Origin of the sequence: Pseudomonas sp. Irchel s3b5 (assembly GCF_900187435.1) — a bacterium.
Taxonomy (GTDB): domain Bacteria; phylum Pseudomonadota; class Gammaproteobacteria; order Pseudomonadales; family Pseudomonadaceae; genus Aquipseudomonas.
On record NZ_FYDY01000033.1, the window covers coordinates 18737 to 32234 of the forward strand.

Genomic DNA, 13498 nt, shown 5'->3' on the forward strand with positions numbered 1-13498 from the left:
CTCATTTCTTACTTACGGGAAAAGTGGACGACCAGTTTGTCGCCTACGGTTTGCAGTACCTGAACCAGGACCAGCAGCAACACCACAGTCACCACCATGACATCGGTCTGGAAACGCTGGTAACCGAAACGGATCGCCAGGTCACCAAGACCGCCAGCGCCTACAACACCGGCCATTGCCGTGTAGGACACCAGCGTAATCGCTGTCACCGTAATCGCTGCGAAAATGCCCGGGCGGGCTTCCGGCAGCAAGGCATTGACGATGATCTGCCGCGTGGTCGCGCCCATGGCCTGGGTCGCTTCGATGATGCCGCGATCCACTTCACGCAGGGCGGTTTCCACCAGCCGTGCAAAGAACGGCGTGGCCCCGACCACCAGCGGCGGGATCGCGCCGGCAACACCGAGGGAGGTGCCAGTGATCAACACAGTGAACGGAATCATCACGATCAACAGGATGATGAACGGCAGCGAACGCAGGATGTTCACCGCCAGCGACAACATCGCGTAGATGCCTCTGGCTTCCAGCAACTGGCGCGGGCTGCACAGGAACAGCAGAACGCCCAGCGGCAAACCGAGCAATACGGTGAACAACAGCGAACCGCCGAGCATCAGCATCGTGTCGCCGGTGGCCAGCCAGATTTCGAACCAGTCGATATTGGCGAAGAAACTTGTCAGGGCTTCCATTAGCGCAGCACCTCCATGTGGACGTCAGCCGCGGTGAAGCGGGCGAAGGCTGCTTCCATGTCACCGCCGGTCACGGCCAGGGTCAGTTGCCCGTAAGGGATGTCTTTGATGCGGTCGATACGACCGGCGAGGATGCTGTAGTCCACACCCGTTTCGCGGGCGACGGTGCCGAGCAACGGCGCGTAGGTCGCTTCGCCCTGGAACGTCAGACGCACGATGCGGCCCGGGACGTGCGCGAAGTCGTCACGCTGTTCGCTTTCGTCGATCTGCTCGTCTTCCTGCACGAAGCGCTTGGTGGTCGGGTGCTTGGGATGCAGGAACACCTCGGCCACCGAACCTTGCTCGACGATCACGCCGGCATCCATCACCGCCACTTGATCGCAAACGCGGCGGATCACGTCCATCTCGTGGGTGATCAGGACGATGGTCAGCTTCAACTCGCGGTTGATCTCGGCCAGCAATTGCAGGACCGACGCAGTGGTCTGCGGGTCGAGGGCGCTGGTGGCTTCATCGCACAGCAGGATTTTCGGCTTGGTCGCCAGGGCGCGGGCAATGCCCACGCGCTGCTTCTGTCCGCCGGATAATTGCGCCGGGTACTTCTTGGCGTGGTCGGACAAACCGACTCGCGCCAGCAATTCGGCCACGCGCGCATCGATCTCGCTGCGCGACAGTTCGCCGGCCAGGGTCAGCGGCAGCGCCACGTTGTCGGCGACGGTCTTGGAGGCCAGCAGGTTGAAGTGCTGGAAAATCATCCCGACCTGCTGACGGAAGCGGCGCAGGCCGTTGGCGTCGAGCGCGGTGACTTCTTCACCGTCGACGATGATCTTGCCGCCGCTGGCATTTTCCAGGCGATTGATCAGACGCAGCAGGGTACTTTTTCCTGCGCCGGAATGACCGATCAAGCCGTAAACCTGCCCGTTCTCAATCGTCAGACTGGTCGGATGCAGTGCGGGGATTTCCTTACCGGCGACGCGGTAGGTTTTGTGGACGTTTTGAAACTCGATCACGTAGCGAACCTTGTGGGGCGCGTTAGAAAAGGATCAGCGGTTAGCCGGGCGCGCATTTTAGCCTGTCCGTATAGAGGTTCTTAGCATTTATTTCGTATTTGTCCTGCCATTTAGCAATAACGCGATCAAAGGTCAGAAAAAAGGAACGGCTAAAGATGCCCGCCAGTCACTACTTAGGCCACTGCAAACCGCCCGAGGAGTTCACGCCTGATGAGTACCAAGAAGCCTGCCGCCACCCAGAGCGCACTGGCCGGGACCGATACCCCGGACCGCAACAACACCAACACCAAGCTCGACAGCCTGGAAACCTTCCGCTCCGACGCCACTGCCCAGGCCCTGCGTACCAATCAGGGCGTGAAAGTGGCGGACAACCAGAACAGCCTGAAGGCCGGAGCGCGCGGGCCGTCGCTGCTGGAAGATTTCATCATGCGTGAAAAGATCACGCATTTTGACCATGAGCGCATTCCCGAGCGCATCGTTCACGCCCGCGGAACCGGAGCCCATGGTTTTTTCCAGTGTTACGAAAACCATTCGGTGCTGACCAAAGCCGGGTTCCTACAGGACCCGTCGCAGAAAACCCCGGTGTTCGTGCGTTTTTCCACGGTGCAAGGTCCACGTGGGTCGGGCGATACCGTGCGGGACGTCAGAGGGTTCGCGGTGAAGTTCTTCACCGACGAAGGCAATTTCGACCTGGTCGGAAACAACATGCCGGTGTTCTTTATCCAGGATGCCGTCAAGTTTCCCGACTTCGTGCACGCGGTAAAACCCGAGCCGCACAACGAAATCCCTACCGGTGGCTCGGCCCACGATACGTTCTGGGACTTTGTTTCGCTGGTACCGGAGTCGGCGCACATGGTGATGTGGGCGATGTCCGACCGGGCCATCCCCAAGAGCCTGCGCAGCATGCAGGGCTTCGGCGTGCACACGTTTCGCATGATCAATGCCGAGGGCAAGTCGCGCTTCGTCAAATTCCACTGGCGCCCTACGGCGGGCACTTGCTCACTGGTGTGGGACGAGGCGCAGAAGCTTGCGGGAAAAGACGCCGACTACCATCGCCGTGATCTCTGGGAGTCGATCGAGATCGGTGACTATCCGGAGTGGGAACTCGGTGTTCAGGTGGTGGAGGAAGAAAACGAACACGCCTTCGATTTCGACCTCCTCGACCCGACCAAACTCATTCCCGAAGAACTTGTGCCCATCACACCGCTGGGCAAAATGGTGCTCAACCGCAACCCGGACAACTTCTTTGCCGAAACCGAACAGGTCGCCTTCTGCCCTGGGCATATCGTGCCGGGGATCGATTTCTCCAACGACCCATTGCTGCAAGGCCGGTTGTTTTCCTACACCGATACGCAAATCAGCCGACTCGGCGGGCCGAATTTTCATGAGGTCCCGATCAATCGTCCGGTCGCGCCGTTCCACAACGGTCAGCGGGATGCGCAACACCGCACCACCATCGACAAGGGGCGCGCCTCTTATGAGCCGAATTCCATCGATGGTGGCTGGCCGAAGGAAACGCCACCCGCCGCTCAGGATGGCGGCTTCGAGAGCTATCCGGAACGCATCGACGCCAACAAGATCCGCCAGCGCAGCGAGTCGTTCAGCGACCATTTCTCCCAGGCACGGCTGTTTTTCCACAGCATGAGCAAACATGAACAGGAGCACATCATCTCTGCCTACAGCTTCGAGCTGGGCAAGGTCGAACGGGAAACGATCCGCGCCCGCGAAGTGAATGAGATTCTCGCCAACATTGATCTGGAGCTGGCCAAGCGCGTGGCGCAGAACCTGGGGTTGCCAGCGCCGACCGCGGGCACTGTCGAGGTCCCGAAAATCTCGCTGGATCACTCTCCGGCGCTGAGTCAGGCGAACCTGCTGCCGGAGAACATCAAAACCCGCAAGGTGGCGATATTGGCGGCCAACGGTGTCGATGGCGCGGCCATTGATGCGATGAAGAAAGCGCTGAAAGCCGAGGGGGCGCACGGGAAACTGTTAGGTCCGAGTTCGGCGCCAGTGAAAACTGCTGATGGCAAAACCCTCGCGGTCGACGCCTCGATGGAAGGTTCGCCCTCGATAGCCTTCGATGCGGTGTTCGTGCCCGGCGGCGCGGCGTCGATCAAGGCGTTGAGTACGGATGGCGTGGCGCTGCACTACGTGCTCGAAGCCTACAAACACCTGAAAGCCATCGCGCTGCAGGGCGAAGCGAAGCAGTTGCTGGATGTGTTGAAGCTAGAGGTTGATGCGGGGTTGATCGTGGGCGTGGATGCGAAGCTGATCAAACCGTTTCTGGCTGCGATCGGGCAGCATCGGGTGTGGGAGCGGGAGGAGAAGGCCAAGGCGATTCCGGCCTGAAGCTCTACGGAGCTAGAGAGGCCGCCATCGCGAGCAAGCTCGCTCCTACAGGGGGGTAGGAGCGAGCTTGCTCCGGGCGGCGTTCCGACGATGCTGTTAAGGCTTACGCGGACTCAAAACCATCTGCGCCGGCACGCTACGCAAAATCTGCCGCTCAAGCTTCAGATCAAATTCCGGATCGAGCTTCGTCACGCGCTTGGTCAGCAAGGTCGCCAGCCATGGATAGTCGTCAGTACGCGGCGCCTGAATGCTGACATCGCACTGATAATTCACCACATCGGCGGCGATCGCATCCATTTGGCGACGCAGTTTGGCAATGTCGTTGATGTTCAGTGCAACCGTGGTGCTTTCAGCGGTTGGGTCAATGACTTTGGCTTTTGGCATTGCCTCAGCGGCTTTAAGGGCAGCTTCGGCTTTTTCCAGTTCAGCTTTGCGGGCTTCAGCAATAGGACCGTTTACGCCACCGGTTAGCGCTGGCGCCTTCGGCATCAAGGCGCGGGCACGGGCCAGGGCGGTGGCGGCTGCATTGACATCGCCCTTTTGCAGCACGATCTGGCTGCGCAGCAGATAGGCTTCGGCCAGTTGCCGCTGGTACTGCTCAAGGGATTGATCGTTGGGCGATTCAGCTTGCAAGGCTGCCAATTGATCTTCGGCGGTGGCCAGCTCGCTGCTGGCCAGGCTTTGTTCCAGTTGCGCGATGGCCGTGGCCCGCGCATCGGAGGCCTGGGTGGCTGCCGGTGGCGTGCTTTGACAGGCGCCCAGTAGCACAGAAAATGCGACAAGGAGCAGATAACGGGAGGCGAACGACTTCATTCCTGCGACTCTCTATTTGCGCAAAAAACGAGCAAGTCTACACCCCTCGACGGGGCAGAACAAAACTCAGCAGAAATAGCGCGGCGGCCGCCACGACAATTGACGGTCCGGCCGGGGTGTCCTTGAACCAGGACAGTGCCAGCCCGCCACACACGGCGAGTATGCCCAGCAGGCTCGCGCCCAGTGCCATCTGTTCCGGTGATCGGGCGTGACGTTGTGCCGCAGCCGCCGGAATGATCAGCAACGAAGTAATGAGCAATACGCCGACGATTTTCATCGCCACGGCAATCACCACGGCGATCAGCAGCATCAGCGCCATGCGCAGCCCCGCCACGGGCAAGCCTTCGACCCTGGCCAACTCTTCATGCACGGTGATCGCCAGCAACGGGCGCCATAGCGTCACCAGCAACGCCAGCACCGCTGCACTGCCGCCGAGGATCCAGGCCAGGTCGGTCGGACTGATCGCCAGCAGGTCGCCGAACAGATAGGCCATCAGGTCGATCCGCACTTCGTGCATGAAGCTTAGTACCACCAGGCCCAGAGAGAGTGTGCTCGGTGCGAGAATTCCCAAAAGGGTGTCGGACGCCAGCGGTTGGCGCTGTTGTAATGTCACCAGCAGGATCGCCAACAGCAAGCAGCCGACGGTGACCGCGACGGTCGGGCTGACATCCAGCAGAAAGCCCAGCGCCACACCCAGCAACGCCGCGTGAGAAAGCGTGTCGCCAAAATAGGCCATGCGCCGCCAGACCACGAACGACCCCAACGGTCCCGCGACGACGGCCAAAGCCAAACCTGCAAGCAGGGCGTAGAGCAGAAAATCAGCCATGCTTGCAGCTATCTCCGTGAACATGGGGTTGGCCCGACGCGGGTGCCTTGACCACCGAGCCGTGCAAATCGTGGGCGTGGTCGTGATGGTGGTGATAGATCGCCAGGCTTTGTGCGTTCTTTCCGAACAGCTCGACGAAAGCCGGATCGCCGCTGACTTGCTCTGGATGGCCGGAGCAGCAGACGTGGCGATTCAGGCAGACCACCTGGTCGGTGGTGCTCATCACTAGGTGCAGATCGTGAGAAACCATCAGCACGCCGCAACCGTGACGGTCACGCAGGCGGGTGATCAAGCTATAGAGTTCGGCCTGGCCAGCCACGTCGACGCCTTGTACCGGTTCATCGAGCACCAGTAATTCCGGCTCGCGCAACAAGGCACGGGCCAGCAACACGCGCTGCATTTCACCGCCGGAAACGCTTTGCACCGGGCTGTCGATGACCTGCTCGGCGCCGACTTCCTTGAGCGCGGCCAATGCCATCGCACGGTCCACACCCGGCACCAGACGCAAGAAGCGCAGCACCGAGAGCGGCAGCGTCGGATCGACGTGAAGCTTTTGCGGCATGTAGCCCACGCGCATTTTCGGCTTGCGCCAGACGCTGCCGCTGTCGGGTTTCAACAAGCCGAGCACGGCGCGCACCAGCGTGGTCTTGCCGGCGCCGTTGGGGCCGATCAGGGTGACGATCTGCCCCGGCTCGACGCTCAGTTCGATGTTATCCAGCACGGGCTGTCCGGCGAATGTGACGGCAACCTGCTCCAGGCGAATCAGCGCGTTGCTCATCAAGCCCCCTGGCAACCCGAGCAGAGACCGACGACTTCGACGGTCTGGCCTTCGACGACAAACCCGACATCTTTGGCGCTGGTGATGATCGCGTCGCTGATGGACTTCTGTTCGAGTTCAATGGCGGCATGGCATACACGGCAAATCAGGAATTGGCCCTGGTGAGCGTGCCCCGGATGATTGCAGCCGATGAAGGCGTTGAGCGAGGCGATGCGGTGTACCAGGCCGTTCTCCAGCAGGAAATCCAGCGCGCGGTACACGGTTGGCGGCGCGGCGCGGCGGCCGTCCTGCTCGCTGAGCACCGCGAGAATGTCGTACGCACCCAGCGGCTTGTGGCTTTGCCACACCAGTTCCAGCACCCGCCGGCGCAATGCGGTCAGGCGCAGACCCTGACGTGCGCACAGGACATCGGCCTCGGACAAAGCGCTGTGAACGCAATGAGAGTGGTCGTGGGGGCGGCTGGCAATCGGTGTTTTAGGCATGAGCGGCGACGAGTTTTGTGAGAGACGTTATTATGTTACCCGTTCTCGCCTCTTCGAGTGGTCATCGTGTCCCGACTTTTTTCTATCTTTGTCGCATTTATCGCAAGTTTTCTGCTGATCGGTACGGCGCAAGCCGAGGTCAAGGTTCTTACCAGCATCAAGCCGTTGCAGTTGATTGCCGCGGCAGTGCAGGACGGTGTGGCGATTCCAGAGGTTTTGCTGCCACCCGGTGCATCGCCGCATAACTATGCCTTGCGCCCGTCCGACGTACGCAAGGTGCAGTCGGTGGATCTGCTGTACTGGATTGGCCCGGACATGGAAGGTTTCCTGCCCCGCGTGCTGAAGGGTCGTACGCTGCCGAGCATTGCCGTGCAGGACCTGCCTGGGCTGAAACTCCGACATTTCGCCGAAGATAACCACTCCCATCCCGAAGAAGCCGACGAACATGACCACGATCATCGCCCCGGCAGCCTGGACGCGCACTTGTGGCTGTCTCCGGTCAACGCCCGGGTTATCGCCAGTAAAATGGCTGCCGACCTCAGCGCTGCCGACCCTGCCAATGCCACGCGCTATCAAAGCAACCTCAAGGCGTTCGATGAGCGTCTCGATGCGCTCGACCTTCGGCTGAAGAAACGTCTGGCCGGCATTGAAGGCAAACCCTACTTCGTGTTCCACGAAGCCTTCGACTACTTCGAAGACGCCTATGGCCTCAAGCACGCGGGCGTGTTCAGTGTCGCTGCGGAAGTACAACCCGGTGCCCAGCACGTGGCGGCGATGCGCACGCGCTTGCAGGAAGTCGGCAAGACTTGCGTGTTCAGCGAACCGCCGCTGCGTCCGCGTTTGGCTGAAACACTGGTGGCGGGGCTGCCGGTGAAACTGGCGGAACTGGATGCGCTGGGCGGGTACACGCCTGCGACTGCTCAGGGGTATGAGCATCTGCTGGAGAAGCTGGGGAATGATTTGGCGGGGTGCCTGGAGTCGTTGTAACCCCATAAAAAGATTGCAGCCCCATGTAGGAGCTGGCTTGCTGGCGATGGACTCAAGGGCACCGCGTTTAACCATGCCCTACGCGTTATCGTTAACGACCATCGCCAGCAAGCCGACGCCTACAGAGTTACGCATATCTCTGTGAGCTGCCGAAGGCTGCGATCTTTTGCCTTAAAGGGCGAAAGGCAACGGCGTATTGACCGTCTGCCGCTGCGCCAATCGCAACTGGAACTCCATCGGATCGTGAATCAACACGTCCTGACCGGCGAACGACTCCGCCGCAATCAAGCGTGACAGCCAGAACCGTACACACGCCACCCGCAACATCGTCGGCCACAGTTCGGCTTCGGCCGCCGTGAACGGACGCAACGCGGCATAAGCGCCCAACAAGGCCCGCGCTCGCGGTCCGTCGATCAAACCGTCGTCGTCCGAACACCAGTCGTTCAAGGCAATCGCCACGTCGTAGAGCATCGGCCCCGAGCAGGCGTTATAGAAGTCGATCAGCCCGGTCAGGTGCGTGCCTTCGAACATCGTGTTGTCGCGGAACAGGTCGGCGTGGATGTTGGCGCGTGGCAGCGCCAGAATTTTCTCTTTCTGTTGTGCGATTTCGTCCAGCGCCCGTTGCAGCAGATTTTTTTGCTCGGCATTAACGTGCGATAGAAACTGCGTGCCTTCCTCCAGCATCCAGTCCAGGCCACGATCGGTTTTGCGCTTGATCATGTTGTTCTGGGTCGCCAGGTGCAGATGCCCCAGCAGCTCGCCCACCTGCGTGCAATGTTGCGCGTTGGCTTGCTTGATGTGCTTGCCGGCCAGGCGCGGTTGCAACAGCGCAGGCTTGCCGGCCAGTTCACGCAAGGCCACGCCGTCGGTGGTGCGGATCGCGTAAGGCACCGGCAGGTCGGCGTCATGCAGTACGTCGAGCAGTTCAATGAAGAACGGCATCTCCTGAACCGGGCCGCGCTCGATCAGGGTCAGGACGAATTCACCCTGCTCCAGACTGATAAAGAAATTGGTGTTTTCGCTACCGGCGGCAATCCCCTGGAAATCAAGCAGGCGGCCGAGGCCATAAGGGGCGAGAAAAGCTTCCAGCTCGGGCCGAGCCAGGGGGGTGAACACAGACATGTTTAAACTGCCAGTACGGGCGCCGCTGTTGGGCCAGCGCCGATTGAAATTAAGAAACTACTTCCACTCAAAGATTTTCCACGCGGGAATCAGCATATCTGGCTGATCCGAGCGGATGAAGTTTGCATCCGTCCCGTCAGAGCGCACCAGGAAATACGGTGGCGCACCCTTCGGCGTGACCTTGATCGCATACAGGAAACCGTTTTGGCGGTACTCCTGAATGACCTTGTCCCCTTCCGTGCGGATGGTAACTTCCGGTTCCGGCGATGGCGCATCGTCCGCCGCCATGGCGGCCAATGGTGTAATTGCAAACAAGCCAGCCAGCAACAGGCGATTTAGTGTGCGCATGATAACCTTGTCCCTTTGTCGTCAACGGTCCCGCTATTCTAGCGCCGGACCCGCCGAAAAGGTTGATCCTGCTCATGAGCCAAGCCCCCCTCGTCCTGGTGGACGGTTCTTCTTACCTGTACCGCGCCTTTCACGCACTGCCACCGCTGACCACTTCCAAAGGCCTGCCGACCGGCGCGGTCAAGGGCGTCTTGAACATGCTCAAGAGCCTGCGCAAGCAATATCCGGACAGTCCGTTCGCCGTGGTGTTTGACGCCAAGGGTGGGACTTTTCGCGATGAAATGTACGCCGAATACAAGGCCAACCGTCCGAGCATGCCCGACGACATGCGCGTGCAGATCGAACCGCTGCACCAGAGCGTGATCGCCCTCGGGTTCCCGTTACTGTGCGTCGAAGGCGTCGAGGCCGATGATGTGATCGGCACCCTGGCCCGCAGCAGCGCGGCCGCCGATCGCCCGGTGATCATCTCGACCGGCGACAAGGACATGGCGCAACTGGTCGATGGTCACATTACCTTGGTCAACACCATGACTGGTAGCAGCATGGACGTGGACGGCGTGAAGGAGAAATTCGGCGTCGCTCCCGAGCAGATCATCGATTATCTGGCACTCATGGGCGATTCGTCCGACAACATCCCGGGCGTTCCGGGCATCGGTCCGAAGACCGCTTCCGGCCTGTTGGTTGGCGTGAATGGTGGCCTGACCGATCTCTATGCGCAGCTCGACATCGTCCCGACCCTGCCGATCCGTGGCGCCAAGACCCTGCCGGCCAAACTCGAAGAGCACAAGGAGATGGCATTCCTCTCCTATCAACTGGCGACCATCAAGGTCGACGTGCCTTTGGACATTGGCCTCGACGATCTGCAAATGGGTCCGGAAGATCCGGCGAAACTCTACGAGTTGTACACCCTGCTGGAATTCAAAAGCTGGCTGAACGACCTTGATCGCGACGCCAAACGCCTGGAGCTGAGCGCTGCCGCCGAGCCTGCACCGGCCGTCGACCTGTTCAGCGAACCCGAGGCCGAAGCACCGATCGTCGCTGCTGAAGCCGCTTACGAAACCATCCTCGATCAAGCGCGTTTCGATGTCTGGCTGGAAAAACTGAACAACGCCAAGCTGTTCGCCTTCGATACCGAAACCACCGGAATCGATGCGCAGCAGGCGCAACTGGTGGGGTTGTCGTTCGCGGTGCAGGCCAACGAAGCGGCCTACATCCCGTTGACCCATTCCTACATCGGCGTACCGCAGCAGCTGGATCGCGACACCGTCCTGCGCGCGCTGAAGCCGATCCTGGAAGATCCGAACAAGCTCAAAGTGGGTCAGCACGCCAAGTTCGACATCAACATCCTGGCCAACTGCGCCATCGGCGGCGATCAAGCCAACGGCATCACCGTGCGCGGCGTTGCGTTCGACACCATGCTCGAGTCTTACGTCCTCAATTCGACGGCGACTCGCCACGACATGGACAGCCTGGCGCTGAAATACCTGGATCACACCACGGTGAGTTTCCAGGACATCGCCGGCAAAGGCGTGAAGCAGCTGACGTTTGACCAGATCGCTCTTGAACAGGCCGGTCCGTATGCGGCCGAAGACGCCGACATCACCTTGCGTCTGCATCAAGTCCTGCATGAAAAGCTCAGCGCCATCCCGAGCCTGGCCAGCGTGCTGACCGACATCGAAATCCCCTTGGTGCCGGTGCTGGCGCGCATCGAGCGCCAAGGCGCTTTCGTTGATGCCGCGTTGCTCGGCATTCAAAGCATCGAGTTGGGTGACAAGATGGTCGCGCTGGAGCGTGAAGCCTTCGAGATTGCCGGGGAAGAGTTCAACCTCGGATCGCCCAAGCAACTGGGCGTGATCCTCTACGAAAAACTCGGTCTGCCGGTGCTGAAGAAAACCGCCAAGGGCCAGCCGTCCACCGCCGAAGAGGTGCTGGCGAAACTGGCCGAGGACGACTACCGGTTGCCTAAGGTGCTGATGGAATACCGTTCCATGAGCAAGCTGAAAAGCACCTACACCGACCGTTTGCCGGAACAGATCAACCCGCGCACCGGGCGGATTCACACGTCGTATCATCAGGCGGTGGCGTCCACCGGCCGGCTGTCCTCCAGCGATCCGAACCTGCAGAACATTCCGGTGCGCACGGCTGAAGGGCGTCGCATTCGTCAGGCTTTCGTGGCACCGACCGGTTACAAATTGCTAGCAGCGGACTATTCGCAGATCGAACTGCGGATCATGGCGCACCTGTCCAGGGATGAAGGGTTGATGAACGCCTTCCGCCACAATCTGGACGTGCATACCGCGACCGCCGCCGAGGTCTTCAAGGTGGACGACCTGGCGAACGTGACCTCTGACCAGCGCCGCAGCGCCAAGGCGATCAACTTCGGCCTGATCTACGGCATGGGTGCGCAGAAGCTCGGCAAGGACATTGGCGTCGACACCAAGACCGCCAAGGCTTACATCGATACGTACTTCGCCCGTTATCCCGGCGTTCGCCAGTACATGGATCGCACTCGTGCCCAAGCGGCCGAGCAAGGTTTCGTGGAGACGTTCTTTGGACGGCGCCTGTACCTGCCGGACATCAACTCCAACAAGCCGCAAGAACGCGCTGCCGCTGAGCGCACGGCGATCAACGCGCCGATGCAGGGCACCGCTGCAGACATCATCAAGAAAGCCATGGTCGCGGTGGATGACTGGCTGACAGCCTCGGGCCTGGACGCCAAAGTCATCCTGCAGGTGCACGATGAACTGGTGCTTGAGGTGCGTGAGGATCTGGTCGATCAGGTCCGCGAAGAAATTCGCGTGCACATGAGCGAAGCGGCGAAGCTCGATGTTCCGCTGCTGGTGGAAGTCGGCGTCGGAAACAACTGGGATGAGGCTCACTAACCCGTCTGAAAAGGCCACGGCCCTCTGTAGGAGCGAGCCCGCTCGCGAAGGTGTATCAGCCACATTGACTTGGATGACACTCCATCGCGAGCAAGCTCGCTCCAACAGAGAAATCATCGTTTGTGCGCGGCGAAATACCGCGGCAGAGGGGGCGAGGGCTGCTTAGTTCGAAGCGTTCTTGGGGTTATTCCAAAGCTAATCGAAAAAAATCTGAACTAATCTTCGATTCAGGCACTCAGAGTTACTGAATGGCTGGTGAAGCCCTTCGAGCTCCTATGTTGTGTTAAGTGTTGGCAGATATCTGGACCCCGCCCTAGCGGTCTAGAATTTGAACCCCGGAACTTCCCCCTCCCCATAAGAAGTCCGGGGTTTTTTTTGCCTGAAGAAAACTGCCTGAGTGCGTCACAGGCAGTTTTTCTCGCTTATTCGGCTTCTGCTTCGGAGCCCTTGTCCGCCAATTCCATCCACCCTGCCAATACAGTGTAGGCGTCTTCCAGGCCCATGCGCTTGGGGGCCGAAAACAGCTGAATGGTCACGAGATCGCCCCAGCCCTTGCGGATTTCCGCTTGAACCTTGAGCAGCGTGTTCTTGGCGGCGCCGTAGGTCAGCTTGTCCGCTTTGGTCAGCAGAATGTGCATCGGCATGCCCGCGGCCACGGCCCAGTCGAGCATCAGCAGGTCGAAATCGGTCATCGGATGGCGGATGTCCATCATCAGAATCAGACCCTTCAAACTCTCGCGGCCGCCGAGATAGGCTTCCAGGTGACGCTGCCAGTGTTGCTTGAGCGGAATCGGTACTTTTGCATAACCGTAGCCCGGCAGGTCGACCAGACGGCGTTCATCGTCTAGCTTGAAGAAATTCAACAGTTGCGTGCGACCCGGGGTTTTCGAGGTCCGCGCCAGGCTGGCGTGGGTCAGGGTGTTCAGTGCACTCGATTTGCCAGCGTTGGAACGCCCGGCGAAGGCGACTTCAAAGCCTTCGTCATCCGGACATTGGTCGACTTTGGCGGCGCTGAGCATGAAGGTGGACTGTTGGCACAGACCGAGGATGGGATTCTTGAGTTGCATGGGATTTCCGATGTGGGCGGCGCCAGGAATAGGTGCGGCAAGCAGTGTCGCTTCCGTTTCAGTGACGCCAGTATATAATGCCGCAGATTTTGTGTGCGCTTTGTCCCAGCGTAGGATGAAGTTCACGAGAGCGACAGACCTTGATTGCGCACTA

The 13498-nt window shown here is 60.0% G+C and carries 12 protein-coding genes; 3 read left to right on the forward strand and 9 right to left on the reverse strand.

The genetic code is table 11. From position 1 onward, the window contains the following. Positions 1-8: 8 nt before the first annotated feature. A complete protein-coding gene (locus tag CKW15_RS24285; RefSeq protein WP_095059727.1) occupies positions 9-683 on the reverse strand; it encodes a methionine ABC transporter permease in 675 nt (224 codons plus the stop codon). After that, the gene (locus CKW15_RS24290; protein ID WP_095152821.1) at positions 683-1690 is read right to left on the reverse strand and encodes a methionine ABC transporter ATP-binding protein; all 1008 of its coding nucleotides are present in this window, start codon (positions 1688-1690) and stop codon (positions 683-685) included. Before CKW15_RS24290 ends, CKW15_RS24285 begins: the two co-directional genes overlap by 1 nt. Before the next feature lie 210 nt (positions 1691-1900). Here CKW15_RS24290 and katE point away from each other — a divergent pair, with 210 nt between their 5' ends. Next, entirely contained in the window at positions 1901-4039 is a 2139-nt protein-coding gene (katE, locus tag CKW15_RS24295; RefSeq protein WP_095152822.1) for a catalase HPII, read from the forward strand. A gap of 96 nt (positions 4040-4135) precedes the next feature. Here the strand turns inward: katE and CKW15_RS24300 are convergent, their stop codons facing one another. From CKW15_RS24300 to zur, 4 genes are read right to left on the reverse strand one after another with little or no spacing between them, the layout of a single operon-like run. Beyond that, complete coding sequence (locus CKW15_RS24300; protein ID WP_095059724.1) at positions 4136-4852, reverse strand: PA5502 family lipoprotein; 717 nt, start codon at positions 4850-4852, stop codon at positions 4136-4138. A gap of 37 nt (positions 4853-4889) precedes the next feature. After that, positions 4890-5678: a zinc ABC transporter permease subunit ZnuB gene (gene znuB, locus CKW15_RS24305; protein WP_095059723.1), complete on the reverse strand. Its 789-nt coding sequence runs from the start codon at positions 5676-5678 to the stop codon at positions 4890-4892. Continuing rightward, on the reverse strand, positions 5671-6456 hold the full coding sequence (znuC, locus tag CKW15_RS24310) for a zinc ABC transporter ATP-binding protein ZnuC (RefSeq protein WP_095152823.1): 786 nt from the start codon (positions 6454-6456) through the stop codon (positions 5671-5673). Before znuC ends, znuB begins: the two co-directional genes overlap by 8 nt. Continuing rightward, positions 6456-6938, reverse strand: coding sequence for a zinc uptake transcriptional repressor Zur (gene zur / locus CKW15_RS24315; protein WP_095059722.1), 483 nt, complete (start codon positions 6936-6938; stop codon positions 6456-6458). The genes znuC and zur overlap by 1 nt, the downstream gene beginning before the upstream one ends. 66 nt (positions 6939-7004) lie before the next feature. Between zur and CKW15_RS24320 the strand changes: the two genes are divergently transcribed. Further along, positions 7005-7925 (forward strand): zinc ABC transporter substrate-binding protein ZnuA, encoded by a 921-nt coding sequence (locus tag CKW15_RS24320; RefSeq protein ID WP_095152835.1) that lies wholly within the window; start codon positions 7005-7007, stop codon positions 7923-7925. 171 nt (positions 7926-8096) lie between these two features. On the opposite strand, the gene CKW15_RS24325 is transcribed toward CKW15_RS24320, so the two are convergent. Both CKW15_RS24325 and CKW15_RS24330 read right to left on the reverse strand, forming a co-directional pair. Continuing rightward, on the reverse strand, positions 8097-9047 hold the full coding sequence (locus tag CKW15_RS24325; protein WP_095059721.1) for a homoserine kinase: 951 nt from the start codon (positions 9045-9047) through the stop codon (positions 8097-8099). 57 nt (positions 9048-9104) lie between these two features. Further along, positions 9105-9395, reverse strand: a complete 291-nt coding sequence (locus CKW15_RS24330; protein WP_095059720.1) for a DUF2782 domain-containing protein — start codon at positions 9393-9395, stop codon at positions 9105-9107. A gap of 74 nt (positions 9396-9469) precedes the next feature. Here CKW15_RS24330 and polA point away from each other — a divergent pair, with 74 nt between their 5' ends. Then, positions 9470-12277: a DNA polymerase I gene (gene polA / locus CKW15_RS24335; protein WP_095152824.1), complete on the forward strand. Its 2808-nt coding sequence runs from the start codon at positions 9470-9472 to the stop codon at positions 12275-12277. Between the two features lie 422 nt (positions 12278-12699). Here the strand turns inward: polA and yihA are convergent, their stop codons facing one another. After that, positions 12700-13344 carry a ribosome biogenesis GTP-binding protein YihA/YsxC gene (gene yihA / locus CKW15_RS24340; protein ID WP_095059718.1) on the reverse strand — a complete coding sequence of 215 codons (645 nt, stop codon included), beginning with the start codon at positions 13342-13344 and terminating at the stop codon, positions 12700-12702. Positions 13345-13498 lie beyond the last annotated feature (154 nt).